Genomic DNA, 26,206 nt, shown 5'->3' with positions numbered 1-26,206 from the left:
GGCTAAAGCCCCTCGCCACGCGCGATCGCGGCAGCGTCGCGGCCGATCAGGGCGGTGAGGCGCGGCAGCCCCGCCCGGCGTGCCTGCGCGGCCAGCCCCGTCTTGATCTCCTTGACCAGCCCCGGCCCCTTGAACACCAGCGCCGAATAAAGCTGCACCAGGGTCGCGCCGGCCCGGATCTTGGCAAAGGCGGCCTCGGCCGAATCGATGCCGCCGACCCCGATCAAGGGGAACTGCCCCTCGGCGCGCAGGAAGGTCTCGGCCAGGATCCTGGTCGAGGCGGCGAAGAGCGGCTTGCCGGAAAGCCCGCCGGTCTCGGCTTTCGCCGCGTTGCGCAGGCTTTGGGGCCGCGCGACGGTGGTGTTCGAGACGATCATGCCGTCGATGCCGCGCTTGCGCGCGACCGCGACCATGCCGTCGAGCTCGGGCAGTGTCAGGTCCGGCGCGATCTTGAGCAGGACCGGCGTGCGCTTGCCCCCGGCCGCGGCCTCGTCGCGGGCTGCGAGCGTACGCGCCACGAGATCGTCCAACGCGCTCTCGGCCTGCAGGTTGCGCAGGCCCGGCGTGTTGGGTGAGGAGACGTTGATGGTGAGGAAATCGGCGAGCGGCGCGAGACGCCGCGCCAAAATCGCGTAATCCGCCTCCCGGTCGGCCGAATCCTTGTTGGCGCCGAGATTGATCCCGACGATGCCGCCGCGTCCCTGCCTGGCCGCGAGACGCCGCGCCATGGCCTCGACGCCCTCGCTGTTGAAGCCGTAGCGGTTGATCACGGCCTCGTCCTCGACGAGCCGGAAGACGCGCGGGCGCGGGTTGCCGGGCTGCGGCAGCGGCGTCACGCCGCCTGCCTCGACGAAGCCGAAGCCCAGCCCCAGCGCGCCGTCGATCGCCTCGGCATGCTTGTCGAAGCCGGCCGCAAGCCCGACCGGATTCGGGAAGGAGAGGCCGAAGGCTTCCATCGCCAGCACGGGGTCGTCGGGAGCCGGCTTCAGCGCCGGGGCCGCCGCCAGCGCCGCGACCGTCAGCCGGTGCGCCGCCTCCGCGTCCATCCGGTGAATCAGGGGGCGGGCGAGATGGAAGAGGCTTGAGAGCATGCCGGGGTCTTTAGAGCATCCTACGCGCTGTTGGATATGGATTTTTCGCCGCAGCCGCGAGGCGGTGATGGGCTCAGATCTCAGCCGGAAGCGCGTGGCTGCCGTCGTTTTTCAACGGCAGAGGCATCACCCAGCGCACGGCCTTGGGATCGAGCGACGCATAGAGATGCGGAAACAGCGCGCCGCCGCGCGACGGCTCGTAGCGCAACGCGGTCCCGAGCCGCGAATCCTCGACCGCGATCAGGAGCAGTCCGTCCTGTCCGGCGAAATGCTTCGCGGCGGTCTCGGCGAGTTGCGTGCCGGTCGAGAAATGGATGTAGCCATCGGCGAGATCGACGGGCGCACCCTCGAACCGGCCTTTTTCTTCGGCTTCGCGCCAGAGGGTGGTCGAGCATATCTTGTAGATCAGCGGCATCGTTGAGTCTCGCGCGAGAACGGTCAGGGACGGTATGGCCAGTGGCAGGAGCTTTCCGCAAGCCATGCCTTGAATGTGGCAAGAATCGGATTGAAATCTTATGAGATAGGGGATATTTCCTATTGCCTATCCCCGCCGAACGGCAAGAGCCATGCGAGGCCCTGAGCGATGCTGTCACATGACCAGATCTGGGGGGCGATCGACACGCTCGCCCAGCGCTATGGCTTCACCGCCTCGGGGCTGGCTCGCAAGGCCGGGCTCGACGCCACGACCTTCAACCGCTCGAAGCGCGTCGGGCCCGATGGCCGCGAGCGCTGGCCCTCGACCGAATCGATCGCCAAGATCCTGGCCGCGACCGGCGCCTCGCTCGACGAGTTCATGAGCGTGGTGCTCAAGCGCGCGCCCGCGCCGGCACGCACCATCCCGCTGATCGGCTTCGCCCAGGCCGGCTCGGGCGGCTTCTTCGACGATGGCGGCTTTCCGGCCGGCACGGGCTGGGAGGAGGTCGCCTTCCCCGGCGTGACCGACGAGAAGGCCTATGCGCTGGAGATCTCGGGCGATTCGATGCTGCCGCTCTATCGCGACGGCGACACCATCATCGTCTCGCCGACCGCGACGGTCCGGCGCGGCGACCGGGTCGTGGTCAAGACGGTGGAAGGCGAGGTGCTGGCCAAGCAGCTCAAGCGCCAGACCGCCAAGACCGTCGAGCTCGCCTCGCTCAATCCGGAGCATTCCGACAGGGTGCTGAACCTCGCCGAGATCGCCTTCATGGCCCGCGTGATCTGGGCGAGCCAGTAGCGGCGGGACATCGCGCGCCGCGATTCAGTGCCCGTTGCGGCGCAGCGGCAATGAGACCCGAAAGACGGCTCCGACCGGCGAGGGTTCGAGTTCGATGGTGCCGCCATGGAGCCGGACGAGCTCGGCCGCGACGGCGAGGCCGAGACCGGTGCCGCCGGGCGTGACCGAACCGCGGAAAGCCTGGAACAGATTGGCCTGCGCCCGCAGCGGCACGCCCGGGCCATTGTCGATGACGCGCAGCGTGGCCGAGCCGTTCGCCGGCATCCCGCTCACAGTCAGCATCGGCTGGTTGTCGCCCTCAGTGCCCGCCTGGGTCAGGGCCTGGATGGCGTTGCGCATGAGATTGGTCAGCACGCGCGCCATCTGGTCGGGGTCGCAGGGTGCGACGAGCTCGGCCGGAACCTGATTGTCGAAGCGCAAGTGCCTGTTGTCGGAGAGCCCCAGCAATTCGGCCTGCTCGGCGACGAGCTGGCGCAGCTGAACCTGCCTGATCGCGGGCGTCGCCTCCGCCGCGCGGCCATAGGCGAGGGTGGCCTGGCAGAATTCGATGGCGCGTCCCAGCGTCGCGATCAGCCGGGGCGCGAAGCGCCTGATCTTGGCGTCGCGCGTCTCGACGAGCTGGTCCGACATGAGCTGCGCTGCGGCGAGCATGTTGCGCAAATCGTGATTGATCTTGCTGACGGCGAGCCCGAGCTCGGCGAGATGCTTCTTGGTGCGCAGCTCGTCTGCGAGCGTCCCCTGCATGCGGGCGAGCGCGCGCTCGGCCTCGCCGATCTCGTCGGCCCTGAGCGAGGGCTCGATGATCCGCTGCGGGTTTTCCGGATCGGCCTCGAACTCCATCACATTGGCGGCGAGCTGCCGGATCGGCCCGACGATCAGCGCGTTGAGCGCGATATAGACGGCAAGCGCGGTGAGCCCGGTCAGCAGCAGCGAGATCAGCAGCAGGCTCCAGGAGAATTTCAGCATCGCCCGCCGCAGCGGCGCCTCGTCGATGACGATCTCGACGAAATCCGCCCCGCCGACGGCCTCGCCGACGACGCGGATCGGCATGGTGGCGGGCGCGACCAGCACCGAGATCGCCTCGCGGATCGAGGTCCACCAGTCGAGATTGCGCAGGTCCACGGAGCGCGAGACCTCGGGTGGAGGCATCGAATCCAGGCTGAGCAGCCGGCGGGCGCCGGCGACGCGGGCCGCGATGGAGCGTGCGCCGACACCCATGAGCAGCCGGTTCTCGCTGCCTTCCGGCAACCCGTCCTCAGGCGCGCCCTCCAGCACCAGCGCTGCGACCTGCGCTGCGGCGATCCGGTCGTTCAGCCAATTGCGCCGGAAATTCGCGATGGAGGGGACGTAGATCAGCACCTCCGCCAGCATCACGAACAGCACGGTGACGAGCAGGAGCTTGGCCGAAAGACCGAGCCGGGTCAGGCCGCGCGGTACGCTGATCGACAGGTTGTGTCTGGGCAGGCCGGGTGGATGCATCGACCCAATCTTAGCCGAAACGGCGCAGAAAGCCGATGAGCCTGCGCAGGCGCGGGCTCGTCGTGGCGGAGGCGAGGAAGCTGAGCGCCGCACGCCGCGACGCATCGGAGGCCGCCAGCTCCGGAAGGGCGATCCCGGCCATGGCCTTGACGTCGAGCCCGGCGTTCAGCGCGACGCACCAGGGCGCGATCAGCTCGCCTGCGCCATCGCCGACGATGGTGACGGCGCGCAGCCGCCCTTTCCGGTCAGTCACGAGCTTGACATAGCCCTCGGTCCGTCCGGCCGCGGCCGCGGCCGGCACCTCGGCGAAGGGCCAGCGCAGGAAGCGCAGCGTGCCCGGCCGGGCATCCTTGACGGCGCGCCAGTCGCCGATGGAGGCGATCTCCGGCCGGCTCCAGGCGATGCGGGGATTGCCGCTCGGATCGAGCGAGCCCTTTTGACGGAACAGGACGTTGCGCAGCACGATGCCGACATGGTCGTTGCCCGCAAGCTCGCGGGAGCCGGCCGCGGCGCCGCCGGCGCAGCTCCCCAGCGCATGGACCCGGCGATTGGCCGTCCGCAGGCTGCGGTCGACCACCACGCCGTCCGCATCGCTGCGGATGCCGCCGAGATCGAGGTCGAGCGCTTCGATATCGGCCCGCCTGCGGCCGGCGACGAGGATATGCGAGGCTTCGAGCGTCGCCTCTCCCGACAACCCGGCGAGGGTCAGTTTGAGCCCGGACCGGCGGTTCTCGACCCGCATCGCCTCGGTGTCCTCGTGCAGCGTCACGCCTTCCCGCAGCAGCTTCTGCCGCAGGATCATTACCGCCTCGGCATCATGCTCCGGCAGAATCCCGGCAGGGCAGATCAGCGCGACGGTGCTGCCGAGGCGACGGAAAGCCTGGGCGAGGGCGACGGCGGGGCCGCTGCCGCCCAGGACGACCAGCCGTCCCGGCAGACGCGTCAGTTCGGACAGCGCGTCCTCGCTCAGGATGAGTGCCGGATTGAGCTCGGCCAGCCCCGGCAATGCGGGGATGTCCGGCCGCGATCCGGTCGCGATGGCGAAGCGGCGGGCCTTGATGGCGATGTCGCCGACCTGAACGCTGCCGCGGTCGATGAAGCGGGCCTCGCCCTGGATCAGATGGATGCCGAGTGCCTTGAGCCGCTCCGGCTGCTGGTTGGTGGCGGTCGTGGCCAGCGCCCGTTGCACATGGTCGTGAATCAGCGCGTCGTTGACCTCAGGCACCTCGACCGGGACGCCGAGCCGGCCGGCTTCGCGCATGTCCTGGATGCGGGCGGCGGCCTCGACCAGCGCCTTCATGGCGAGCGACGTCGCCCGCCCGCCCGTCGCCTGACGGTCGATCAGCACGACCGGCGCGCCGAAGGCCGCTGCCGCGATCGCCAGCGCGATGCCGTTGGCGCCGGCGCCGATGACGCAAAGATCGGGTGTCAACGCGGCGGGTTTCGCCGCCTTGGCCTTGGCATCGCTCACCGGGTGATCCGCTCCGCCTGCTGTCCCCATCGCTGATGCGTTGTCGAGTGGGCGGAATCAAGGCCGATTTGGCAAAGGCCGGCCTGACGGGAGATCGTTCGGACGTCTCAGGCGACGCTGCGGTTGCCGCCGCCCTGCTTGAGGTTGGAAAGGCTCTCCGGCCTGCCGAACAGATAGCCCTGGGCGCGATGGGCGCCGAGAAGCTGCACCGCGATGCGCTGCTGTTCGGTCTCGATGCCTTCGACCACCACGTTCATCTGCAGCCGGCGCGCGAGCTGGCAGACCGCCTCGATGATGGCCTTGGGGGCCTCGCTGTTGTGCACGTCGCGCGCGAAGCTCTGGTCGATCTTGACCTGCGCGATCGGGTAGGTCGAGAGATAGGCGAGGGCGGAATAGCCCGTGCCGAAATCGTCCAGGGCGAAGCTCACGCCGAGTGCCCTGAGTTCCTCGAGCACGGAGAGCGTGAGCTTGTTGTCCTCGATCAGCAGCGATTCCGTGATCTCGAGCGTCAGCCGCCGCGAGCTGAGGCCGGAGGCGATCAGCGCCTCCTTCACCGTGTCGATGAGGCGCCGCGGCTCGCGGAATTGCAGCGGCGAGACGTTGACCGAGACGCTGATTCCGGGCTCCCAGCCGGCGGCGTCCTTGCAGGCCTGCCGGATGGCCCAGTCGCCCATGGCCGCGATCAGCCCGGACTGCTCGGCGATGGGGATGAAGACGCCGGGAGGAACCATGCCGCGAACCGGATGGCGCCAGCGCATCAGCGCCTCGCGCGACACGGCGACCTGCGTCTTCAGGTCGACGATGGGCTGGTAGAAGAGTTCGAGCGAGCCGTCGACGCTGGCCTTGCGGAGGTCGACCTCGATCTCGTGCCGCTCCATCATCTCCTCGGCCATGGCCGGGTTGAAGAACATCAGCATGTTGCGGCCGGCGGATTTCGCCTTGTAGAGCGCGGTGTCGGCGTGGCGCAGCAGGTCGGCCGACGACGCGCCGTCGACGGGCGCCATCGCGATGCCGATGCTGGCCGTGACGTAGACGGTCTTCCCGTCGACGTCGAAGGAGCGCGTCATGCTGTCGATCATGCGCTGGGCAACGGCCGTGACCACCGCATGGTCGGCGGAGGGCAGGATGAGCAGGAACTCGTCGCCGCCGAAGCGCGCCAGCATGTCGTTGCTGCGGATTGCGCTGCGCAGCCGGCTGGCGGTCTCCATCAGGACCTGGTCGCCGATATCGTGCCCCAGGCTGTCATTGACCTGCTTGAAGCCGTCGAGATCGACATAGAGCAACGCGAAGGTCTCGCCCGTCCGCTCGAGCCGCGCGAAAGCCTCGTCGATATGCCGGTTGTACTCGAAGCGGTTCGCAAGTCCGGTCAATTCGTCGAAGCGGGCCATCTGCTCGATGCGGGCTTCCGTCCGCTTCCGCTCGGTCGCGTCCTCCGTCAGCATCAGGATGCCGCCTTCGGCGGCCGGGGCGAAGGTCACGACGAGCACGAGGCCGCCACGGGTGACGACCTCCTGGCTGGCGGCCTGCTGCGTCGACTGCACGGTGACCAGGGCCGACCGGATGTCGCGCAATTGCTCGGAGCTGATGACCTGCCGCTCGACCAGGAAGCGCGCGATCGCCGTCAGCGGCGTGCCGGGCAGGGCAAGCGTCTCCGGCAGGCCGTAGAGCGCGCTGTGCGGGGCGTTGCTGACGGCGAGCTTGAGGCTGCGGTCGAACATCGCCAGCCCGTCGATCATGGTGTTGAGCGCCGCATCCAGCGTCAGGTTCTGCGAATGCAGCGCGGTGGCGAGCGCCTTCGACTGCTTCGTCGCGTCGCTCAGCGCGAGCAGATTGCGATGGAGCGAGTTGGTGATCGCGATATTGGCCGCCACGTACAGGAAGGCGAAATAGCCGATATATTTGTAATAGGGATTGCTGGCCGCGATCAGGCCAATGGCCATCGGGACGCAGAAGGTCAGCAGCTGGACCGCGACGAATTTCGGCCGCCCGGCATTGCGCGAGACATAGCCCGAGGCCAATGCGATCGTCGACGACACCGAGGTGATGTGAGCGGCGGGGTCGTCGGTGTGGACGAGCGCGACGTAGCAGCTGTAGCCGAGCACGGCGCTGAAGGCCGTCGCCCCGAGGAAATAGTCGCGATCCCAGCGCCGCGTCTGGGCATAGTTGTCATGCGCGTGGTTGCGGCGCCGATAGGTGATGACGGTCGAGATGCGCAGCACGACGACGAGGGCCACCAGCAACGTCAGCTGGATGAAGATGTCGGACCCGGTCGAAATCCAGCAGAGAAAGGGCGTGAGGATGCCGGCGATCCCGCCGGGAATGATGGAGGCGGGCGAGGAGAACAGGGAATTGACCAGCAGGGTATAGCCGGTCAGGTCGAAATCATCGCCCCGGTCGCGCTGTCCTGTGGCGATCAAACGCTGGAAAGCGTCTGCCATTCACTCCTGCCTTTGCCACCTCTGGCGGCTCGATGCGTGAGATTTCCGGACGTCCCACGTGATCTGAAGCTGTAGGCGAGTAGAAGTAAATGCTTCGTGAGATTCTGGTCCAATCTTCGATCAGGCGTGCGGATGACGCAACGCCATATATCCTCCCGATTGAATTGTCGGAAGTTTTACAGTCGGCGGTAGGCGTCAGGCGGTTTCCGCCTGACGCTGATAGACGCGCGCCAGCATCCGGTCCTGAGTCTGCGCGATGCGCTGCAGCTTCGAGATCGCGCTCGGGCTCAGGCGCAGCATGCAGTCGGTCCAGATCTGGCCGAGATGGGACAATTCCTCGCGCAGATCGCCGGCACGGCGGTTGAAGGCCCTGAAGAGAGCCGTCCTGGCGGCGTGGATCGGCAGGGTATCGGTGCAGTACTTGCGGATCCAGGCCTCGCCGGTCCCGGTCGGCACGACCGCCTCGAGCCCGCCGGCCTCCATGAAGGCCTCGGCGCTCATTTCCTCGCCGGACATCAGCAGCTTCTCCGCCGCGCGCGGGCCCATCCGCCGCGACAGGATCGCTACGGCCGTGATCGGAAAATGGTTGAACTTGATCTCCGGATAGACGAACGAGGCCTGTTCCTCGGCGATCATGACGTTGCATGAGCGCGGCGCGTCGATGCCGCCGCCGATCGCCTTGGCATGGATCGTCGACAGCGTCACCACGAGCCCGTTCAGGCCGCCGGTGTTCCAGATCGCGCCCTCGGCTGAGAGGCGCGCATATTCCGCCAGGGCCGCGCGGTCGTTCTTCGCCAGGCAATCCAGGTAGAAGTCGAGATCGCCGCCCAGCGTGAAGAAGGGGCCGGTTCCGCGGAAGGCGAGGAAGCGCACCGGTGCACGGTGATACTGGTCGGGCGCGCCCCAGAGCGCGACGATCGCGCTCTGGATCTTCACCAGGCTGTCGAGCAACTGCAGCGTGAAGACTGGTTTCAGCTCGGGTCGGATCGTCACCCAGAGCGTTTTGATCGCCGATTCATAGGCGATTTCCACCTCTGGCAGAAATCCCGCCTTGTAACGAATGGCGTCGATCACCTCGCAGCTCTCGATGAGCGCAGAGCCGGCATGATCTCCATTCATCGTGAAGGACTCGAGCATGACGCAATCCCCGCAATATCGACATAGTCAGGGTAAACGAGCTTAACAAACTGTAAACGCATTCCGGCGGAAATGGTTAATTTCATTAATATTTCCGATTTACGTATCGTCATGGTTTCCCTCGGATGCGCGTCTGTCGCGTCCACCCGGCAAAAAACGGGCCTCGGAGCTCGGCCAAAGCTCGCGCAATAAAATTGCGAGATTTGTTGATTAATGGGCTAAAAATGGTTTCGTTGCGGCTGTCTGCGAAACCTTCGGGCGCGCCCGATTGCAGCGAGCGCGCGGCTGTCCATGCGTTGTCACGGAACGGCACGGAACCGGCGCCGCCATGGCACAGCTGCGTCCCACGGCCCGCTTCGCGGCCGCGCTTGTCCGCGGCCGGCTGTCCGGCTAACCATGATGCCGCGAATTCGCCGCGTTCCCGCGTTCAAACACCGATGCCGAGTTGATGCCGTGACTCGCCAGACCGCCGACGACGAGAAGCAGGCGCGCCTTGCCGCCGCCCTTCGCGAGAACCTGAAGCGCCGCAAGGCGCAGGCTCGCGCTCGCCGTGTGGAGGAGGCGCAAGCGCATGAACCGGCGCCGCCAGCTCAGGCCGACACTCCGCGGACCTGATTTTCCCGATTTCCACGCGCCGCGGGCCCTTGACCCCGCCGGCCGAGCAGGACCTGACGATGGACAAGATCCGCATCACCGGCGGCCAGCGCCTCAATGGCGCCATCCCGATTTCCGGCGCCAAGAACGCCGCCCTGCCGCTCATGATCGCGAGCCTGCTGACGGACGAGACGCTGACGCTGACCAATGTCCCGCGTCTGTCCGACGTCACCGCCCTGTCGCGCATCCTCTCCAACCACGGCGTCGACCGCACCGTCGCGGGCAAGCGCATCGGCCAGTCGGCCGAGACCGGTCAGACGATCTCGCTGACCGCGCGCCAGATCGTCGACACCTGCGCGCCCTACGAGCTGGTCTCGACCATGCGGGCGAGCTTCTGGGTCATCGCGCCGATCCTGGCGCGCATGGGCGAGGCCAAGATTTCGCTGCCGGGCGGTTGCGCCATCGGCACCCGCCCCGTCGACCTGCTGCTGATGGCGCTGGAGAAGCTCGGCGCCGAGATCGTCATCGAGAACGGCTATGCGCTGGCGCGGGCGCCGAAGGGGCTGAAGGGCGGCGAGATCGTCTTCCCGAAGGTGACGGTCGGCGGCACGCATACCGCGCTGATGGGCGCCGTCCTCGCAGAGGGCACGACCGTGATCGAGAACGCGGCGCGTGAGCCCGAGGTCACCGATCTCGCGGCCTGCCTCGTTAAGATGGGCGCCAAGATCGAGGGGGCGGGGACCTCGCGGATCGTCGTCACCGGCGTTTCACGCCTGGGCGGCGCCCACCACGCCGTCCTGCCGGATCGCATCGAGACCGGCACCTATGCCATGGCCGTCGCCATGACCGGTGGCGATGTCATGCTCGAGGGTGCCCGCGCCGATCTGCTCCAATCGGCGCTCGACGCGCTGGTGAGGGCCGGCGTCGATATCAGCGAGACGAACGAAGGCATCCGCGTGCGCCGCAACGGCCACGGCATCGATGCCGTCGATGTCGATACCGATCCCTTCCCCGGCTTCCCGACCGATCTGCAGGCGCAGTTCATGGCGCTGATGACCAAGGCCAAGGGCACCTCGCGCATCCGCGAGACCATCTTCGAGAACCGCTTCATGCATGTGCAGGAGCTTGCCCGTCTCGGTGCCAGGATCCGGCTCGACGGCGATGTCGCCCATGTCGAGGGCGTCCGGAAGCTGACCGGCGCGCCGGTGATGGCGACCGATCTGCGCGCCTCGGTCTCGCTCGTGATCGGCGGTCTCGCCGCCGAGGGCGACACCACGATCAACCGTGTCTATCACCTCGATCGCGGCTTCGAAGCGCTGGAGGCCAAGCTCGGCCGTTGCGGCGCCGTCGTCGAGCGCATCAGCAGCTGATTGCGGGCTCCCGATTTTAGGTTGTTGATTTTCTTGAGGCGGCTCGTCAGAACAATCTCATGTCTGACGATGCCGCCGAACCGCTGAAGCTCGTCGCGCTCGACGCCGACGACCTCGCCATTGTCTCCGCCCATCTTCAGGATGCGGTGCTGAAGACCGCAGATATCGTCTATCTGCCGTCCGAGAAGCGCTTCGCCCTCGCGGCGCGCCGCTTCGACTGGGAAGGCGCGGCGCATGGCAAGCGTCGCCGCCGGCTGGCCGCCCTGCATTTCGACCGCGTGCTCGCCGTCCGCAGCGCCAGGCTCGATCAAGCAGAGCCCGGCAAGGTGCTGAACCTGCTGGCGATCACCTTCGACCACAGCGCGGAGCCTGCCGGCGACGTGACGCTGCACTTCTCGGAAGGGGCCGCAATCCGGCTCTCCGTCGAATGCGTCGAGGCCCAGATGAAGGATCTCGGCCCGGTCTGGGAAGCGGTGGCGACGCCCGGCCATCCGGACACCTGAGCGCGCCGCTTTTCCTCCGGCGACAACTTTAATCGCCGCCACCCTTCGTCTAAAGAACGCGCGTCATCCCGGACAAGCGGCTTCGGCCGCGTCGGTCCGCCTGGGATGACGGTTGCTGGTTCGGCTTTTTCCCCGGAAGCGCGGTCCGGTCTGCCAATAGCGAGGATATCCATGCCGATCAGGCTCGACGACCGCGATGCGCGCTTTGCCGAGGGCTTCGCGGCACTGCTTTCCGCCAAGCGCGAGGTCTCCGAGGAGGTCGATCGCGTTGCCGCCGACATCATCGCCGAGGTCCGCGCCAGGGGCGATGCGGCGCTGATCGCCTATACCAGCCGCTTCGATGCCCTCGATCTGGCGCCGCGGACGCTGCGTGTCAGCGAAGCCGAGATCGACGCCGCCGTCGCGGCCTGCTCGCCGGAGCTGCTGGAAGCGCTGGAAACGGCGCGTGCGCGCATCGAGACCTATCACCGCCGTCAGAAGCCCGAAGACTCCTGGGTGAAGGACGAGGCGGGCGTCGAGAGCGGCTGGCGCTGGAGCGCCATCGAGGCCGTCGGCCTCTATGTGCCGGGCGGCACGGCGAGCTACCCCTCCTCGGTGCTGATGAACGCGATCCCCGCCAAGGTCGCCGGCGTGCCGCGCATCGTCATGGTCGCGCCGACGCCGCGCGGCGAGACCAACCCGCTCGTCCTCGCAGCGGCCCGGCTCGCCGGCGTCGACGAGGTCTACCGCATCGGCGGCGCGCAGGCCGTCGCGGCGCTGGCCTATGGCACGGAAACGATCGCGCCCGTCGCCAAGATCGTCGGCCCCGGCAATGCCTATGTCGCGGCCGCCAAGCGCCGCGTCTTCGGCCAGGTCGGCATCGACATGATCGCCGGCCCCTCCGAAGTCCTCGTCATCGCCGACCGGACCGCCAATCCCGACTGGATCGCCGCCGATCTTCTGGCGCAGGCCGAGCACGACGTTTCCGCCCAGTCGATCCTGATGACCGACGATGCCGCGCTCGCCGCCGAGGTGGAGAAGGCCGTCGCGGCCCAGCTCGCGACGCTGCCGCGCGCCGGGATCGCCGGAAAGAGCTGGCAGGATTTCGGCGCGATCCTGCTCGTTGCCGATCTGGAGGCGGCCGTGCCGCTGGTCGACCGCCTCGCGCCGGAGCATCTCGAGATCATCACCGAACATCCCGAGCATCTTGCCGGCCTCATCCGCAATGCCGGCGCGATCTTTCTCGGCGGTCATACGCCCGAGGCGATCGGCGATTATGTCGGCGGCCCCAACCATGTGCTGCCGACCGCCCGCTCGGCCCGCTTTTCATCCGGCCTCGGCGTCGGCGATTTCATGAAGCGCACCTCGCTGCTGAAATGCGGGCCGGAGGGGCTGCGCAGGCTCGCACCCGCCGCCACGCAATTGGCCGAAGCGGAGGGCTTGCAGGCGCATGGCCGTTCCGTGACGATCAGGCTCAATCTCTAGAGACGGATTCGGTCGGATTGAATCGGCCCGATCGGTGAATCCGTCTCTCGATGTTTGATAGAGAAAGCGTGATCCGGTCAGATCGCGTTGCAATCTGACCGGCGCATTCTTTCGGCGCTGCCGAAAGGGCCGTGCCGTAACAGGAGGAGCGATGTCGGCCGTCCCGTCTTCGGAAAAGCAGTCCCTCGTCGGCGTCACCCTCGATGAATCCTCGCTCGGGCGCGGCTCGCCCGATCAGGAGCACGAGCGCGCCATCGCGATCTACGATCTGATCGAGCGCAACCGCTTCAACGTACCGGGTCATGAGGGCGGGCCCTACCTCGCCCATCTCGCGCTGGTCGAGCGCCGCCTCGTCTTCGACATCAAGGAGTCGGACGGGTCTGCGGTCGTCACGCACCATCTCTCGCTCAGCCCGTTCCGGCGCATCGTCAAGGACTACGAGCTGATCTGCGAGAGCTACTATGCCGCGATCCGCACCCAGACGCCCGAGCAGATCGAGGCGATCGACATGGGCCGCCGCGGCCTGCACGACGAGGCGGCGGCCATCCTCGTCGATCGTTTGTCGAACAAGGTGGAGATCGACTTCGATACCGCCCGGCGCCTGTTCACGCTGATCTATGCGCTGCACTGGAAAGGCTGACGCGCTTGGAGCAGAAAGCATTTTCGAGCGAAGTGGCTACCGGTTCGCCTGAAGAAAATGCGCCGAATGCATGGACCGCTCCGCGCAAGGTCCAGAGCGTGCTCTTCATGTGCGCGATGAACGCCGTGCGCTCGCCGATGGCGGAAGCCCTGGCCAAGCATTTCTTCGGCAAGTCGATCTACGTCCAGTCGGCCGGTGCGCGGAAGGGAGAGGTCGATGGCTTCGCCCGGGAGGTTCTCGACGAGATCGGCATCGATCTCAGCCGCCACAAGCCGAAATCGGTGGAGGAGCTGGAGGAGTGGGAAGGTCTGAACTTCGACCTCATCGTGTCGCTCTCGCCGGAGGCTCACCACAGGGCTCTGGAGCTGACCCGGACGCTGGCAGCCGAGGTCGAATACTGGCCGACCATGGACCCCACCCTCGTCCAGGGCTCGCGCGAGCAGAAACTCGACGCCTATCGTGACCTGCGTGACGGATTGACCCGGCGCATCAAGGAAAGGCTCAGGAGCTGAGGGCGTTACCGCACCAGCACCGCCCCGCCGCAGCGCACGCCCGTCACCCAGCTATCGGCCTGGCCGAGCCCGATGCCGAGCGTGCCGAGAACGCCGTTGAGCAACTGGTCGAGCGGCGTCACGGCCTTGCCGACGATGCCGCTGACCAGCCCGTCGAGCCCGGGCAGGCCGATGCCCAGACCCAGCGCCTCGACCCGCAATTCGAGATCGCCGACGAGGCGGCCGAGCAGCGTCGCGACGAAATCCTGGGTCGAGGTCGTCTTCTTGTCGCCGCGCAGGATCTCGGCATAGCTGAAATTGACCGGCGTCTCGGCGAGATTGGTCATCGTGACATGGGCGCGGGCGCTGACCTTGGCGAGACCGGCGACGTTGACCAGCGTCGCGGCCGGCGGGTTGGGCGCGGTGCTGAAATTGTTGAACTCGGTCATCGAGACCTGGCCGATCCAGGCATCGACCAGCGCCGGCCTCACCCCCAGCGTCACGCGCGAGGTCGAGACGTCGCCGGGCGAGCACTGCACCGCGTTGAGCTTCGCGGTCGCGGCGGCGAGTTCCAGATAGACCGGCAGCCGCACGAGCGAGGCGGCACCCGAGCCGATGAGGTCGACGGTCAGCAGCAGGCGGGTCTGCGCCGTATGGACACTCGATCCCGTCCGGCCGACCCGGACCATCGGGCTGCCGACCGGCCGCTCGCCGATGCCGAGCTTGAGGTTGATCGCGGCGATGCCCGGCAGGTTGAGCGCAAGCCCGACATCGATCTGGCGCTTGCCGTTGGCGATCTGCGCCACGGCCGAGACGATGTCGAGCGCCGAGACGGACGCTGCGAGCGGCTTCGGCCCCGAGGCGGGCCGGTCGCCGGCCGGGCCGAAGGAGACGAGCTGGGACAGGTCGACCGGCAGGCCGCTGGCGGCGACCGAGGCGAGCTTGCCCAGCGCGGCGGTGGCGGTGCCGCTGCGTGCGTCATTGTCGCGCGAGGCGTCGACGATCGCGGAGAGCACGTCGCCAAGCCGCGCATTTGCCTTCAGCACGTCGTCATAGCTGGCCGCGGTGAGGTTGAGCCGCGTCGCCAGATGCTTCGAGAAATCGAAGAGATCGACCCGCGCCTTGATCAGCGCTTCGTAGTCCATCACCGACAGCGAGACGCCGCCGCCGAGCAGGCTGCTCAGCAGGCCGTTGAGCAAGCCGCCCTCGAGCTTGACGAGGCGCGAGCCGATCGCGAAGGACGCCTGGGCATCCTGATAGGCGATGGCGCTGCTGCCGATCGGGACCTCCCCCGTATCGAGGCTCGCCTGGATCGGCGCCAGCTTGGCGCCGGGCTCCGGCTTCGTCGTGGTGGAGGCGGCCAAGGCGCGCCCGAGCAACAGCGGCGTCGTCATCCGCATGTCGATCCTGACGGCGTTCGCCGTGGCGGCCGGCCCCGACACGAAGCGGTCTTCGGCAGCCTTGGCCGGGTCGGGGGTGTAGACGCCCGGCTGGATGGCCCGGATGTTGCCGTTCTGGAAGCCGTTCTGCGTCACGCTCGCCTGTGCGGCTGCCTGCGCCCGGGGGATGTCGCTCGCCGCGGCCAGCGCCGCGAGGTCGTTTGCCGTCTGCAGCCTGCGCTTTTCGTAGAAGAAGCTGCCGACATCCACCGCCATCGCCCCGAAGCCCAGCAGGGCGACCAGCGAGAAGGCGAAGAGGATGGCGGTGGCGCCGCGCTCGTCGCTTGCGAAATTCCGGAATTTGCGCATATCGAGGCCTCCCCAGCCCGAAATGACGAATTCAGTAGCCGCCGCGTTGCACCACCGCGCGGCGTTCGATCAGAGGGGGCGGCAGCGCTGCCAGCCGGCTGAGCTGGTCGTAGACCGTGCCGCTCATGTCGTAGCTGACCGCGATCTCGAAGCTTTGCTGCTGTGGCCCGGTCTGGCTTGTGCGGACCTTCACCTTCGACGGGTCGATGAAGGCATAGGCCTGGGCGTTGGCCGCGACGTAGTCCTTCGCGATCTGGGCCCTTTCGGTATCGCTCAGCCCCGCCACGGAAGAACGGGCCGCCTCGGCCGCGATCTGTTGAATACTGTGATAGATGCCGAAGACGTAGCCGTAGCCCATGATGCCGAAGAGCAGGATCAGCAGCACCGGCGCGACGAAGGCGAACTCGATGGCGCTCGTCCCGCCTTCGTCCCTTGTCAAACGTTCTAGCGAAGCAGCCATAGAAGAGCTCCAGCAAAGATCGCTCTCATAGGTTGTATTTTTCGCGTTTATGAACCCTTAACAGGCGGATTTAAGCGGGATTTTGCTTGGTGAAAGATTTTGAACTTAAGTAAAATTTTACCGGGTTGCCGTTGCGTGGAGCGTGTTGCTTGCGCCCGGAAATGCCACGCCCATGCCTGCCGTCTGTGCCGCGAAAATCCCCCCGGCCGACGGCCGCAGCCAGGAGCTCACGGCTCCAGCTGCGCTCCTGCTTGCCGTGCTCAGCGTGTTCGTCGGCATCGGCGTTTTTGCGAGCTTGCCCGGCGCTGATGGCCGCGACGAGCCCGTCGCCATCGTGTTCCCCTTCTGGATGGCGAGAGACGAAGCGCTGGCGCGCAGTTTCGAGGCGGGCGAGCGCGTGCTGCGAACGGGGCGGCTCGGCTCCATCGTGGTGACGGTTCCGGGCTCCCGCTCGGGAGAATTGCCGCGCGGTGCCTGGTTTTCATTGCGGCTGGCGGGGCTCGCAGGCTGTCTCGACAGTCAATCTTTAGCGGAAGAGCGGCAATGAACTGGTCTCTACGGCTCGTCCGGCGTCGCGTCGGCCTGTCGCTGATCGCATTGGCGCTGCTTCATGTGCCGCTGCTCATGCTCAGCTTCTGGATCCACGGCCAGTCCGGCCTCGCGCCGGTCCTGATCATCGCGATCGCGGCCGCGATCCTGCCGGTTCTCTACCGTGTGGCGGGCATGGCGCTGGTGACGCAGCTGGCCATCGTGGTGGTTCTGATCGGGCAGGTGTCCGCACTGGTCTACAGCTTCGCCGGCCATCCGTGGCAGCCGGACATGCATATGTATTATTTCGCGGTGCTGGCGCTTCTGGCGGGCTTCTGCGACTGGCGGCCGATCATTCTGGGCGCGGCCCTGACCGCGCTGCACCATCTGGTTCTTCAATATGTCCTGCCGGCCGCCGTCTTCTATCAGGGCGGCAACATTCTGCGGGTTCTCCTGCATGCGGTGATCGTGGTCATCGAAACCGCGTTCCTCGCGACCTTCGCGGTTTTCCTGCAGCGCCGGCTCCAGGAGAGCGAGGCGGGCCTCGCCCACGCGCAGGAAGTGGCCGAGCGCGAAAGGCGGGCGACGGAAAAGGAGAAGGCGCTGTCGGAGGAGATGGGGCGCCGCACACAGGCGCTGCAGGCGCTCGTCTCGCGCTTTCGCCACCAGATGGAGCAGGCCATGGCGATGCTCGATCATTCGGCCGAGAACATGAAGGTGAAGGCAAGTGCCCTGACGCAGACCTCCGACCGGGCGCGTGGACAGACCGCGCTGGTCGCCGACGCCGCGGCGGGCACGATGGGGAGCATCGACCAGCTTTCGGCCGCCAGTACCGAGCTCGCGGCCTCGATCGCGGAGATCGGCCGCAATGCCGACGAATCCGCCAACGGCTCCAAATCCACGGCCGAGCTGGCGCGCCATGCCAGCCGCGAGATCCAGGATCTCGCCGGACGCAGCCAGGATGTCGGCGCGGTCGTCGAGATCATCCGCGGCATCGCCTCCCAGACCAGCATGCTGGCCCTGAACGCGACGATCGAGGCGGCGCGCGCCGGAGAGATGGGGCGCGGCTTCGCCGTGGTCGCCAGCGAGGTCAAGACGCTCTCCGCCCAGACCGCGAAGGCGACCGACGAGGTATCGGCCCATATCGGGGCGATGCAGGATGCGACCCAGCGCTCGCTCCGGGCGATCCGCGAGATCGTCGAGGCCGTCGGCGAGGTCGAGAGCGTCGCCAATGCGATCGCGCTGTCGGTGGACGAGCAGAGCCGGGCGACCTCCGAGATCGCCTATCAGGTGCGTCTGTCCTTCGAGGGCGCGCAGCGCAGCGCCGACATCGCGGGTGGCTTCGAGGCCATGACGGTCGAGACGCATGGCGCGGCCGAGAATCTGCAGGAGACGGCCGCCGGTCTCGCGCGGCAGGCCCAGACCATCCGGCAGGATGTCGCGGTCTTCTGCAACAGCGTCGCCGCCGCCTGATCCCTACCAGTGACGGCCGGGTCCGACCGGCCCGATCCCGAGCCAGATTCCGAGGCTGGCGGCGATGTCGGCGAAGCTCTCGCGCCGCCCGAGCGGCGTGAGCGGGATACCGGGGCCGAAGGCGAGGATCGGCACATGCTCGCGGGTATGATCCGTGCCGGGCCAGGTCGGATCATTGCCATGGTCGGCGGTGATCACGGCGATGTCGCCAGGGCGCAGCGCCGCTTCCAGATGGGGCACCAGCCGGTCGAAGGCTTCGAGCGCCGCGGCATAGCCGGGCACGTCGCGGCGATGGCCGAACTCGGTGTCGAAATCGACGAGGTTGACGAAGCAGAAGCCGCCATCGGGCAGCCCGTCCCAGGCTTCGAGCGCCGCCTCGACCATCGCGGCGTTGCCGAAGGGCTTGATCTCCACGCCGGTTGCGCGGTGGGCGAAGATGTCGCCGATCTTGCCGACGGTGACGATGGGCCGCGCCAGCGCCGCGAGCCGGTCGAGGATCGTCTCCTGCGGCGGCGGGATGGCGAAGTCCTTGCGGTTTCCGGTGCGGGTGAAGCCCTCTTCCGGCGAACCGGTGAAGGGCCGGGCGATGACGCGGCCGATCCGGAGTGGGTCGACCAGCGTGCGGACCGTCCTGCACAGAGCGTAGAGCCGGTCGAGACCGAAATGCTCCTCATGCGCCGCGATCTGCAGCACGGAGTCGACCGAGGTGTAGCAGATCGGCTTGCCCGTCCGGATATGCTCTGCCGCGAGCTCATCGATGATCGCGACGCCGGAGGCATGCCTGTTGCCGAGGATGCCGGGCAGGGAGCCTTCCTTGACGATTCCAGCGATCAGTTCGGCCGGGAAGGAGTTCTCCAGCGCGGTGAAATAGCCCCAGCGGAAGCTCACCGGGCAGCCGGCGATCTCCCAATGGCCGGAGGGGGTGTCCTTGCCCTGGCTGACCTCGACGCCGTAACCCCAGCGCCCTTGCGGCTGGGCCGGCTTGGCGACGCCGGCGAGCGGGCGGCCCGTCGAGGCCTCGCAGGCATGGGCGAGGCCGAGGCGGAACAGGTTCGGCAGGTTCAGCGGCCCGCTGCGCAGCCCCTCCCGGTCGCCGCGTCCTTCCGCGCAGGCCTGCGCGATATGGCCAAGCGTGTCGGAGCCCGCATCGCCATAGGCGCCCGCGTCCTCGGCTGCGCCGCAGCCGACCGAATCCAGCACGATGAGCAGCGCGCGCGCCATGCTCACTCCCTGACGGCGTCGCCGCCGGCCGGCTCGAGATTGAGCGCGGCGGCGAGCAGCGCCTGCGTATAGGCCTCGCGCGGCCGGGCGAAGACCTCCTCGGCCGGGCCCTCCTCGACGACCTTGCCGTTCTGCATCACGACGAGCCGGTGCGAGAGCGCCCTGACCACCTTGAGATCATGGCTGATGAAAAGATAGCCCAGCTTGCGCTTCGCCTGCAGCCCGCGCAGCAGATCGACGATCTGCGCCTGCACGGACATGTCGAGCGCCGAGGTCGGCTCGTCCAGCACCACGAATTTCGGATCGAGCGCCATGGCCCGCGCAATCGCGATGCGCTGGCGCTGGCCGCCGGAGAATTCGTGCGGATAGCGGTCCATCGCTGCAGGGTCGAGGCCGACATCGGCGAGTGCCTGCGCCACGATCTCGCGGCGCCGCGCATAGGAAAGGCCCTGCTGCTGCACGCCGAGCCCTTCGGCGACGATCTCGGCCACGGACATGCGCGGCGAGAGCGAGCCATAGGGGTCCTGGAAGACCACCTGCAGGTCCTTGCGCTTGGGGCGAACCTGCTTGCTCGACAGCCCGTCGATGCGGTCGCCGAGGAAGACGATCGGCCCCTCGGAGGAGATGAGCCTGAGGATCGCGAGCCCGAGCGTGGTCTTGCCCGAGCCGGACTCGCCGACGACGCCGAGCGTCTCGCCCTCGCGCACCTTCACGGAAATACCGTCGACCGCCTTCACATGACCGGTGACGCGGCGCAGGAAACCCGACTTGATCGGGAACCAGATCTTCATCGGCCCGGCTTCGAGCAGCGTTGCCGCGTCGGGTGCGATCGGCTCGGGGCGTCCCTTCGGCTCGGCCGCCAGCAGGCGCTTCGTATAGGCGTGCTGCGGGTTGGCGAAGATCTCCGCGACCGGACCTTCCTCGACGACCTTGCCCTTCAGCATCACCACGACGCGATCGGCGATGCGCCTGACGATGCCGAGATCATGGGTGATGAACAGCATGGCCATGCCGAGCCGGCCCTGGAGCTCCTTGAGCAGCTTCAGGATCTGCGCCTGCACGGTGACGTCGAGCGCGGTGGTCGGCTCGTCGGCGATCAGCAGATCGGGCTCGTTGGCGAGCGCCATGGCGATCATCACGCGCTGGCGCTGCCCGCCGGAGAGCTGGTGGGGATAGGCGCCGAGCCGGCTTTCCGCATCGCGGATTCCGACGAGGCCGAGCAGTTCGAGCGTGCGGGCGCGCGCCTTCTCGCCGCGCAGGCCCTTATGCAGTTCGAGGATCTCGCCGATCTGCTTCTCGATGCTGTGCAGCGGGTTGAGCGAGGTCATCGGCTCCTGGAACACCATGGTGATGTCGTTGCCGCGCACCTTGCGCATCGCGTCCTCGTCGGCCGCGATCAGGTCCTGCCCCTTGAACAGCACCTTGCCGGAAGGGTGATGCGCCGCCGGATAGTTCAGGAGCTTCAGGATCGACAGCGCCGAGACCGACTTGCCCGAGCCGGATTCGCCGACGATCGCCAGCGTCTCGCCCTTGGAGACCTGGAAGGAGACATGGTCGACCGCGAGCGTGTCCCTGCCACCCTGTCGGAAGGCGACGGAGAGCTCTTCGACGGAAAGGAGAGGGGCCGTCATGCGAAGGTCTTCCGCGGGTCGAAGGCGTCGCGGACCGCTTCACCGATGAAGATCAGCAGCGACAGCATCAGCGCGATCACGGCGAAGCCGGACAAGCCCAGCCAGGGCGCCTGGAGATTGGCCTTGCCCTGCGCCAGCAACTCACCGAGCGAGGGCGAGCCTGGCGGCAGGCCGAAGCCGAGGAAGTCGAGCGAGGTCAGCGTCGTGATCGAGCCGTTCAGGATGAAGGGCAGGAAGGTCAGCGTCGCCACCATCGCGTTGGGCAGGAGGTGGCGGATCATGATCGTGCGGTTGGACAAGCCCAGAGCCCGCGCCGCCCTGACATATTCGAAATTGCGCGCCCGCAGGAATTCGGCGCGGACGACGCCGACCAGCGAAACCCAGGAGAACAGCAGGAGGATGCCGAGCAGGACGAAGAAGCCCGGCGTGATGATCGCTGCCACGATGATCAGCAGATAGAGCGCCGGTATCGAGGTCCAGATCTCGATCAGCCGCTGGAAGATCAGATCCGTCCAACCGCCGAAATAGCCCTGCACGGCGCCGGCCGCGATGCCGATCACCGAGGAGAAGGCGCAGAGGATCAGCCCGAACAGCACGGAGATGCGGAAACCGTAGATCAATCGCGCAACGACATCGCGGCCCTGGTCGTCGGTGCCGAGCCAGTTCCATTCGAGGTCGCGGCAGGTCGCCCCGCCATTGCGCTCGGCGATCGGCTTGCATTGCTCGTCCTTGAGCAGCCAGGTCGGCGGGGCCGGGGCGGGGACGGGCAGGTCGAGATTGTTGGTGTTGTAGCTGTAGCGGATCGGCGGCCAGATCGCGAAACCATGCGCCGCGATCTCCTTGGCGATCACCGGATCGCGGTAGTCGGTCGTGGCGAGGAAGCCGCCGAATTTCTCCTCGGGATAGGTCACCGCGACCGGGAACAGCCACTCGCCCTTGTAGCGGACGAGCAACGGCCGGTCGTTGGCGATGAATTCGGCGAAGAGTGACAACACGAACAGCGCCAGGAACAGCCAGAACGACCACCAGCCGCGTTTGTTGGCCTTGAAGTTGTTGAGCCGGCGCCGGTTGATCGGCGTCAGCTTGAGCCAGCCTTCATTCGCCTCGACCGGCGCGAGCGGCGCGTCGCTGCGGAGAGAGGGCGGCGGGACATCGAGCAGCGTGTCACTCATCCCTAGCTCTCCCGCGTCTCGAAATCGATGCGGGGGTCGACCCAGCTATAGGTCAGGTCGGTGATGAGATGCACGACGAGGCCGATCAGCGAGAAGATGTAGAGATTGGCGAAGACCACCGGGTAGTCGCGGTTGACGATCGCCTCGAAGGAGAGAAGCCCGAGCCCGTCGAGCGAGAAGATCGTCTCGATCAGGAGCGAGCCGGCGAAGAGCGCGCTGACGAAGGCGCCCGGAAAGCCCGCGATGACGATCAGCATCGCATTGCGGAAGACGTGGCCGTAGAGCACGCCGCGCTCGGTCAGGCCCTTCATCCGCGCGGTCAGGACGTATTGCTTCCTGATCTCGTCGAGGAAGGAGTTCTTGGTCAGCAGCGTCGAGGTCGCGAAGGCGCCGAGCGCCATCGCCGTGACCGGCAGGCAGATATGCCAGAGATAGTCCTTCACCTTGCCGATCAGGGAGAGGTCGCTCCAGTTGTCGGAGGTCAGTCCTCTGAGGGGGAAGATCTGCCAGAAGGAGCCGCCGGCGAAGAGCACGATCAGCAGGATCGCGAAGAGGAAGCTCGGGATCGCATAGCCGACGATGACCACCGCGCTCGTCCATGTGTCGAAGCGCGAGCCCTCCTTCACCGCCTTGCGGATGCCGAGGGGGATCGAGATCATGTAGGAGAGCAGCGTCATCCACAGGCCGAGCGAGATCGAGACCGGCAGCTTCTCCTTGATCAGCTGCAGCACCGGCGCGCCGCGGAAATAGGAGCGGCCGAAATCGAAGCGGGCATAGTCGGTCAGCATCTTCCAGAAGCGTTCGGGCGCCGGCTTGTCGAAGCCGAACTGTTTCTCCAGCTCCTTGATGAAGGCGGGGTCGAGGCCCTGCGCGCCGCGATAGGCTGATGCCTCGCCGCCATGGGCGCCGGCATCGCCGCCCTGGCCGCCGCCGACGCGGTCGGCCGCGCCGCTATTGGGGTTCTGGAGCTGCGAGATCACGCGCTCGACCGGCCCGCCCGGCGCGAATTGCACGATGGTGAAGGCGACCAGCAGGATGCCGAACAGGGTCGGCACCATCAGGGCGAGACGCCGGGCGATATAGCTCAGCATTCGCTCACTGCGCCTTTCCGGGCTGGCCGATGGTTCCCAGATGCGTGTGGTTGAACGCGCTCGAATATTTCAAGCCGTAGCCGAGTGCCCTGTCGAGGGTGATGTGAGCTGCCCAGATCAAAGCGAGGGCGAGCGCGAGGGAGGCTTGGACACCCCAACCGATGACCGCGAGAAGGACCGGCCAGAGCAGCGTGTGCCCGGCATTGTAGAGCACCGCGCCGAAACGCGGTCCGGCGAGATAGCCCAGCATTGTCAGATCGGGCGCCAGGATCAGGCTGCCGAACAGCCACCATGAGGCCCCCGACTTGTGAAACAGCCAGATGCAGAGCAGGCCGAGCGCGAGCCCTTCCAACCGCAGCAGCAGGCGCGGCGCGCCTTGAACCTGGCCGACGGAGAACGGTGCGGTCATCACGCCTTCCCGATCCGCTTGGCCTTCTCGGCGTCGTACCACCAGGTTCCCGGAGCGCCGGAGCTGAATTTCGGCTTGGTCTGCGGCCGGTCGAACATATCCCAATGGGCGAGCCAGACCTCGTCGTTCCACCACATCGGGATCCAGTAGCGGCCGGCGCGAAGCAGCCGGTCGAGGCATTTCGCGGCGGTGACGGCGTCGGCATAGCTATGCGCCTGGCCGATCTTCTCGATCATCGCATCGACCGCCGGGTCGCTGATGCCGTTCTGGTTGCGCGAGCCGCGCGTCTTGGCCGCTTCCGAGCCATAAACGATGCGCAGCGTGTCGCTCGGAATGGCGCTGCCGCTGAGCGCGCGCGTGATCATGTCGAAATCGAACTCGTCGAGGCGGCGCTGATACTGGGCGGGGTCGACGAAGCGCGAGGTGGCGTTGATGCCGAGCCGCTTGAGATTCGCCTGGAAGGGCTGGGTATGCGGCTGCAGCGCCGGGTTCGAATCGAGGAACTCGATCTCGAAGGGCTGCCCGTTCGGCAGCTTGAGCACATTGCCCTCGCGCTTGCAGCCGGCGGCGCGCAGCATCTCGTCGGCCTTGCGCAGCAGGTTGCGATCGCTGCCCGAGCCGTCCGAGACCGGCGGCAGCCAGGGCTCGCCGAAGACTTCGTCCGGCACCTTGCCGCGCCAGGGCTCGAGCAGTGCGAGTTCTGCGGGCGAGGGCTTGCCGACGGCCTTCGAATCCGAGTTCTCGAAATAGGAGGTCAGCCGCTCGTAGAAGCCGAACATGATGTTCTTGCGCGTCCACTCGAAGTCGAATGCGAGGCCCAGCGCTTCGCGGACGCGCGGATCGGCGAATTTCTCGCGGCGCAGATTATAGATCCAGCCTTGCGAGGCCACCGGTTCCGTCCGCGGCAGGGACTCCTTCCTGACCTTGCCCTCCTTCAGCGCCGGGAAGTCGTATCCGGTCGCCCAGATGCGTGAGGTGAACTCCTCCTGGAAGGTGATGACACCGCTCTTGAAGCCCTCGAACGCCACCTGCCGGTCGCGGAAATACTCCCAGCGCACCCGGTCGAAATTATTGGTGCCGACATTCACCGGCAGGTCCTTGCCCCAGTAATCCGGCAGGCGCTCGAACTCGATGAAGCGACCTTGCTCGAAGCGCCCGACCTTGTAGGGGCCGGAACCGAGCGGCGCTTCCAGCGTCGCGGCGGTGAAATCCCGCGTCGACCAGTATTTTTCGGAGAAGACCGGCAGGCTTGCGACGACCAGATGTAGGTCGCGGCTGCGCTTCGGCGACAACTGCACGATGGCGATGTCGTCGCCCTCGGCGCTGGCCGAGACCATCTCGTTCAGCGTCAGCCGATAGGAGGGGTGGCCCTTCTCCTTGAGGATGTTGAGCGAGAAGGCGACATCCTTCGCCGTAACGCGCGAACCGTCCTGGAATTTCGCCTCGGGCCTGAGGCGGAAGCGATAGGTCAGCCTGTCGGCGGAGACCGCGACGCTCTTGGCCAGGAGCCCATAGAGCGAGCCCGGCTCGTCGCCCGAACCGGCCATCAGGCTGTCGAAGCAGGCATCCATGCCGGCCGCACCGTCGCCCTGCAGCACGAAGGTGTTGAGCGTGTTGAAGGTGTCGAAGCTCTGGTTGCCGCCGGCCTGCTTGATCTGCAGGGTCAGCGTGCCGCCTTTCGGCGCCTGCGGGTTCACATAGGGGAAATGTGGGAAATCCGGCGGCAGGCCGAGCTCGCCGAAGGTCGAGAGCCCGTGCGATTCGGCTTCCTGTGCGAGCACCGTCCCGGACAGTTCCGGCAAAGCGGCCGTTGCCGCCATGACGCCTCCGGCTTCGAGCAGCCTGCGGCGTGTGATGCGCATCGCCATCGTCTCGCGTCTCCTTCTCCGATTCGCCTGTTCCTTGTCGCCCGTGGGCGCCGGAACGGCAATGGCGGTGATTATCGCCATGGTGAAGGCGGGAGCAGGGCACCGCAAGCAAAAGCCGGGCGTTAAGCCCGGCTCGGAAGGGTCAGCGAGAGGTGAGATCGAAACCGATCACTTCAACGTGCTGAGATAGGCGATCACGTCGGCGCGGGTCTGGGGATTGCTGATGCCGGCGAAGGACATCGCGGTGCCCGCGACATAGGCCTTCGGGTTCTTCAGGAAGTGGTCGAGCCCGTCGGCATCCCAGGTCTTGTCGTTGCGGCCTTTCATCGCAGCCGAGTAGCCGAAGCCCTCGACGGTGCCCTCGTTGCGGCCGACGACGCCGAAGAGATGCGGGCCGACCTTGTTGGCGCCGCCCTTCTCGAAGGTGTGGCAGGCCTTGCAGGCGGCGGTCGCCTTCTCGCCCTTGGCCGGGTCGGCCTTGGCGAGGCGGTCGGCGATCGGCGGATCTTCCACGGCCGCGGGAGCGGCGCCGCCGGCGGAGGCCGGCTCGGCGGTGGGAAGGTCGTAGCCCGGCACGGCCGGCTTATGTGGCGTGAAGGCGATTCCGGCGACCATCTGGAGACCCATCACCGCGAGGAGCGTGGACAGAACCGCGCCGGCGATCTTGTTGGCTTCGATATTCATCGTATCCGAACCCTGGACCCTCCGCGGCCG

At 67.0% G+C, this 26,206-nt stretch carries 24 protein-coding genes; 8 read left to right on the top strand and 16 right to left on the bottom strand.

The window, feature by feature from the left end:
- Window positions 1-2: 2 nt before the first annotated feature.
- Together GGC47_RS04560 and GGC47_RS04555 are read right to left on the bottom strand one after the other, a co-directional pair.
- Window positions 3-1,091 (bottom strand): quinone-dependent dihydroorotate dehydrogenase, encoded by a 1,089-nt coding sequence (locus GGC47_RS04560; protein WP_429067039.1) that lies wholly within the window; start codon window positions 1,089-1,091, stop codon window positions 3-5.
- A gap of 73 nt (window positions 1,092-1,164) precedes the next feature.
- Window positions 1,165-1,506 (bottom strand): DUF952 domain-containing protein, encoded by a 342-nt coding sequence (locus GGC47_RS04555; protein WP_429067037.1) that lies wholly within the window; start codon window positions 1,504-1,506, stop codon window positions 1,165-1,167.
- A gap of 168 nt (window positions 1,507-1,674) precedes the next feature.
- On the opposite strand from GGC47_RS04555, the gene GGC47_RS04550 reads away from it, so the two are divergent.
- Window positions 1,675-2,304, top strand: a complete 630-nt coding sequence (locus tag GGC47_RS04550; protein WP_429067035.1) for a S24 family peptidase — start codon at window positions 1,675-1,677, stop codon at window positions 2,302-2,304.
- Between the two features lie 24 nt (window positions 2,305-2,328).
- Here GGC47_RS04550 and GGC47_RS04545 read toward each other — a convergent pair whose 3' ends face one another.
- The 5 genes from GGC47_RS04545 to GGC47_RS04525 all read right to left on the bottom strand — a co-directional run bounded on the left by GGC47_RS04545 (window position 2,329) and on the right by GGC47_RS04525 (window position 9,402).
- Window positions 2,329-3,783: a sensor histidine kinase gene (locus GGC47_RS04545; RefSeq protein ID WP_429067032.1), complete on the bottom strand. Its 1,455-nt coding sequence runs from the start codon at window positions 3,781-3,783 to the stop codon at window positions 2,329-2,331.
- Window positions 3,784-3,793: 10 nt separating this feature from the next.
- Window positions 3,794-5,254 (bottom strand): FAD-dependent oxidoreductase, encoded by a 1,461-nt coding sequence (locus GGC47_RS04540; protein ID WP_429067028.1) that lies wholly within the window; start codon window positions 5,252-5,254, stop codon window positions 3,794-3,796.
- A gap of 107 nt (window positions 5,255-5,361) precedes the next feature.
- The gene (locus tag GGC47_RS04535; RefSeq protein ID WP_051987649.1) at window positions 5,362-7,692 is read right to left on the bottom strand and encodes a putative bifunctional diguanylate cyclase/phosphodiesterase; all 2,331 of its coding nucleotides are present in this window, start codon (window positions 7,690-7,692) and stop codon (window positions 5,362-5,364) included.
- A gap of 195 nt (window positions 7,693-7,887) precedes the next feature.
- On the bottom strand, window positions 7,888-8,829 hold the full coding sequence (locus tag GGC47_RS04530) for an enoyl-CoA hydratase-related protein (protein WP_038360551.1): 942 nt from the start codon (window positions 8,827-8,829) through the stop codon (window positions 7,888-7,890).
- A 390-nt stretch (window positions 8,830-9,219) separates the two neighbouring features.
- Entirely contained in the window at window positions 9,220-9,402 is a 183-nt protein-coding gene (locus GGC47_RS04525; RefSeq protein ID WP_038360554.1) for a hypothetical protein, read from the bottom strand.
- A gap of 101 nt (window positions 9,403-9,503) precedes the next feature.
- On the opposite strand from GGC47_RS04525, the gene murA reads away from it, so the two are divergent.
- From murA to GGC47_RS04500, 5 genes are all read left to right on the top strand, one after another.
- Window positions 9,504-10,793, top strand: a complete 1,290-nt coding sequence (murA, locus tag GGC47_RS04520; protein ID WP_038362174.1) for a UDP-N-acetylglucosamine 1-carboxyvinyltransferase — start codon at window positions 9,504-9,506, stop codon at window positions 10,791-10,793.
- 59 nt (window positions 10,794-10,852) lie between these two features.
- The gene (locus GGC47_RS04515) at window positions 10,853-11,296 is read left to right on the top strand and encodes a DUF2948 family protein (protein ID WP_038360557.1); all 444 of its coding nucleotides are present in this window, start codon (window positions 10,853-10,855) and stop codon (window positions 11,294-11,296) included.
- A 171-nt stretch (window positions 11,297-11,467) separates the two neighbouring features.
- On the top strand, window positions 11,468-12,760 hold the full coding sequence (gene hisD, locus GGC47_RS04510) for a histidinol dehydrogenase (protein ID WP_112763051.1): 1,293 nt from the start codon (window positions 11,468-11,470) through the stop codon (window positions 12,758-12,760).
- Window positions 12,761-12,911: 151 nt separating this feature from the next.
- A complete protein-coding gene (locus GGC47_RS04505) occupies window positions 12,912-13,400 on the top strand; it encodes a UPF0262 family protein (RefSeq protein WP_038360563.1) in 489 nt (162 codons plus the stop codon).
- 107 nt (window positions 13,401-13,507) lie between these two features.
- The gene (locus tag GGC47_RS04500) at window positions 13,508-13,912 is read left to right on the top strand and encodes an arsenate reductase/protein-tyrosine-phosphatase family protein (protein ID WP_051987823.1); all 405 of its coding nucleotides are present in this window, start codon (window positions 13,508-13,510) and stop codon (window positions 13,910-13,912) included.
- A 5-nt stretch (window positions 13,913-13,917) separates the two neighbouring features.
- Here GGC47_RS04500 and GGC47_RS04495 read toward each other — a convergent pair whose 3' ends face one another.
- On the bottom strand, window positions 13,918-15,639 hold the full coding sequence (locus tag GGC47_RS04495) for a pilus assembly protein TadG-related protein (protein ID WP_142019906.1): 1,722 nt from the start codon (window positions 15,637-15,639) through the stop codon (window positions 13,918-13,920).
- A 31-nt stretch (window positions 15,640-15,670) separates the two neighbouring features.
- Entirely contained in the window at window positions 15,671-16,099 is a 429-nt protein-coding gene (locus GGC47_RS04490; RefSeq protein ID WP_112763049.1) for a TadE/TadG family type IV pilus assembly protein, read from the bottom strand.
- Between the two features lie 172 nt (window positions 16,100-16,271).
- Between GGC47_RS04490 and GGC47_RS04485 the strand changes: the two genes are divergently transcribed.
- Window positions 16,272-16,646, top strand: coding sequence for a hypothetical protein (locus GGC47_RS04485; protein WP_038360571.1), 375 nt, complete (start codon window positions 16,272-16,274; stop codon window positions 16,644-16,646).
- Window positions 16,643-18,100 carry a methyl-accepting chemotaxis protein gene (locus tag GGC47_RS04480; RefSeq protein ID WP_142019909.1) on the top strand — a complete coding sequence of 486 codons (1,458 nt, stop codon included), beginning with the start codon at window positions 16,643-16,645 and terminating at the stop codon, window positions 18,098-18,100. Before GGC47_RS04485 ends, GGC47_RS04480 begins: the two co-directional genes overlap by 4 nt.
- Before the next feature lie 3 nt (window positions 18,101-18,103).
- Here GGC47_RS04480 and GGC47_RS04475 read toward each other — a convergent pair whose 3' ends face one another.
- The 7 genes from GGC47_RS04475 to GGC47_RS04445 all read right to left on the bottom strand — a co-directional run bounded on the left by GGC47_RS04475 (window position 18,104) and on the right by GGC47_RS04445 (window position 26,176).
- Window positions 18,104-19,321, bottom strand: a complete 1,218-nt coding sequence (locus tag GGC47_RS04475; RefSeq protein WP_142019911.1) for a phosphopentomutase — start codon at window positions 19,319-19,321, stop codon at window positions 18,104-18,106.
- A gap of 2 nt (window positions 19,322-19,323) precedes the next feature.
- A complete protein-coding gene (locus tag GGC47_RS04470) occupies window positions 19,324-20,952 on the bottom strand; it encodes an ABC transporter ATP-binding protein (protein ID WP_142019913.1) in 1,629 nt (542 codons plus the stop codon).
- On the bottom strand, window positions 20,949-22,124 hold the full coding sequence (locus tag GGC47_RS04465) for an ABC transporter permease (RefSeq protein WP_051987652.1): 1,176 nt from the start codon (window positions 22,122-22,124) through the stop codon (window positions 20,949-20,951). The genes GGC47_RS04470 and GGC47_RS04465 overlap by 4 nt, the downstream gene beginning before the upstream one ends.
- Window positions 22,125-22,126: 2 nt before the next feature.
- Entirely contained in the window at window positions 22,127-23,215 is a 1,089-nt protein-coding gene (locus GGC47_RS04460) for a microcin C ABC transporter permease YejB (protein ID WP_038360579.1), read from the bottom strand.
- A 4-nt stretch (window positions 23,216-23,219) separates the two neighbouring features.
- Window positions 23,220-23,624, bottom strand: a complete 405-nt coding sequence (locus GGC47_RS04455) for a DUF4260 domain-containing protein (protein WP_112763044.1) — start codon at window positions 23,622-23,624, stop codon at window positions 23,220-23,222.
- The gene (locus tag GGC47_RS04450) at window positions 23,624-25,486 is read right to left on the bottom strand and encodes an extracellular solute-binding protein (RefSeq protein WP_038362181.1); all 1,863 of its coding nucleotides are present in this window, start codon (window positions 25,484-25,486) and stop codon (window positions 23,624-23,626) included. The genes GGC47_RS04455 and GGC47_RS04450 overlap by 1 nt, the downstream gene beginning before the upstream one ends.
- A 174-nt stretch (window positions 25,487-25,660) precedes the next feature.
- Window positions 25,661-26,176, bottom strand: coding sequence for a c-type cytochrome (locus GGC47_RS04445; protein ID WP_142019914.1), 516 nt, complete (start codon window positions 26,174-26,176; stop codon window positions 25,661-25,663).
- Window positions 26,177-26,206: the final 30 nt, after the last annotated feature.

It is taken from the genome of Allobosea sp. OAE752, from assembly GCF_050433265.1.
GTDB classification, from domain to species: domain Bacteria; phylum Pseudomonadota; class Alphaproteobacteria; order Rhizobiales; family Beijerinckiaceae; genus Allobosea; species Allobosea spartocytisi.
Note: the sequence above shows the minus strand (reverse complement) of the source record. Positions and strands in the feature narration are given on the sequence as shown.

Coding starts and splice junctions, on each gene's coding strand:
- GGC47_RS04475 (WP_142019911.1), bottom strand. CDS start 19,321: ATGGCGCGCGCGCTGCTCATCGTGCTGGATTCGGTCGGCTGCGGCGCA.
- GGC47_RS04545 (WP_429067032.1), bottom strand. CDS start 3,783: ATGCATCCACCCGGCCTGCCCAGACACAACCTGTCGATCAGCGTACCG.
- GGC47_RS04490 (WP_112763049.1), bottom strand. CDS start 16,099: ATGGCTGCTTCGCTAGAACGTTTGACAAGGGACGAAGGCGGGACGAGC.
- GGC47_RS04555 (WP_429067037.1), bottom strand. CDS start 1,506: ATGCCGCTGATCTACAAGATATGCTCGACCACCCTCTGGCGCGAAGCC.
- GGC47_RS04450 (WP_038362181.1), bottom strand. CDS start 25,486: ATGCGCATCACACGCCGCAGGCTGCTCGAAGCCGGAGGCGTCATGGCG.
- GGC47_RS04455 (WP_112763044.1), bottom strand. CDS start 23,624: ATGACCGCACCGTTCTCCGTCGGCCAGGTTCAAGGCGCGCCGCGCCTG.
- GGC47_RS04530 (WP_038360551.1), bottom strand. CDS start 8,829: ATGCTCGAGTCCTTCACGATGAATGGAGATCATGCCGGCTCTGCGCTC.
- GGC47_RS04515 (WP_038360557.1), top strand. CDS start 10,853: ATGTCTGACGATGCCGCCGAACCGCTGAAGCTCGTCGCGCTCGACGCC.
- GGC47_RS04525 (WP_038360554.1), bottom strand. CDS start 9,402: ATGCGCTTGCGCCTCCTCCACACGGCGAGCGCGAGCCTGCGCCTTGCG.
- GGC47_RS04560 (WP_429067039.1), bottom strand. CDS start 1,091: ATGCTCTCAAGCCTCTTCCATCTCGCCCGCCCCCTGATTCACCGGATG.
- murA (WP_038362174.1), top strand. CDS start 9,504: ATGGACAAGATCCGCATCACCGGCGGCCAGCGCCTCAATGGCGCCATC.
- GGC47_RS04465 (WP_051987652.1), bottom strand. CDS start 22,124: ATGAGTGACACGCTGCTCGATGTCCCGCCGCCCTCTCTCCGCAGCGAC.
- GGC47_RS04460 (WP_038360579.1), bottom strand. CDS start 23,215: ATGCTGAGCTATATCGCCCGGCGTCTCGCCCTGATGGTGCCGACCCTG.
- GGC47_RS04480 (WP_142019909.1), top strand. CDS start 16,643: ATGAACTGGTCTCTACGGCTCGTCCGGCGTCGCGTCGGCCTGTCGCTG.
- GGC47_RS04550 (WP_429067035.1), top strand. CDS start 1,675: ATGCTGTCACATGACCAGATCTGGGGGGCGATCGACACGCTCGCCCAG.
- hisD (WP_112763051.1), top strand. CDS start 11,468: ATGCCGATCAGGCTCGACGACCGCGATGCGCGCTTTGCCGAGGGCTTC.
- GGC47_RS04445 (WP_142019914.1), bottom strand. CDS start 26,176: ATGAATATCGAAGCCAACAAGATCGCCGGCGCGGTTCTGTCCACGCTC.
- GGC47_RS04500 (WP_051987823.1), top strand. CDS start 13,508: ATGTGCGCGATGAACGCCGTGCGCTCGCCGATGGCGGAAGCCCTGGCC.
- GGC47_RS04495 (WP_142019906.1), bottom strand. CDS start 15,639: ATGCGCAAATTCCGGAATTTCGCAAGCGACGAGCGCGGCGCCACCGCC.
- GGC47_RS04485 (WP_038360571.1), top strand. CDS start 16,272: ATGCCTGCCGTCTGTGCCGCGAAAATCCCCCCGGCCGACGGCCGCAGC.
- GGC47_RS04505 (WP_038360563.1), top strand. CDS start 12,912: ATGTCGGCCGTCCCGTCTTCGGAAAAGCAGTCCCTCGTCGGCGTCACC.
- GGC47_RS04470 (WP_142019913.1), bottom strand. CDS start 20,952: ATGACGGCCCCTCTCCTTTCCGTCGAAGAGCTCTCCGTCGCCTTCCGA.
- GGC47_RS04535 (WP_051987649.1), bottom strand. CDS start 7,692: ATGGCAGACGCTTTCCAGCGTTTGATCGCCACAGGACAGCGCGACCGG.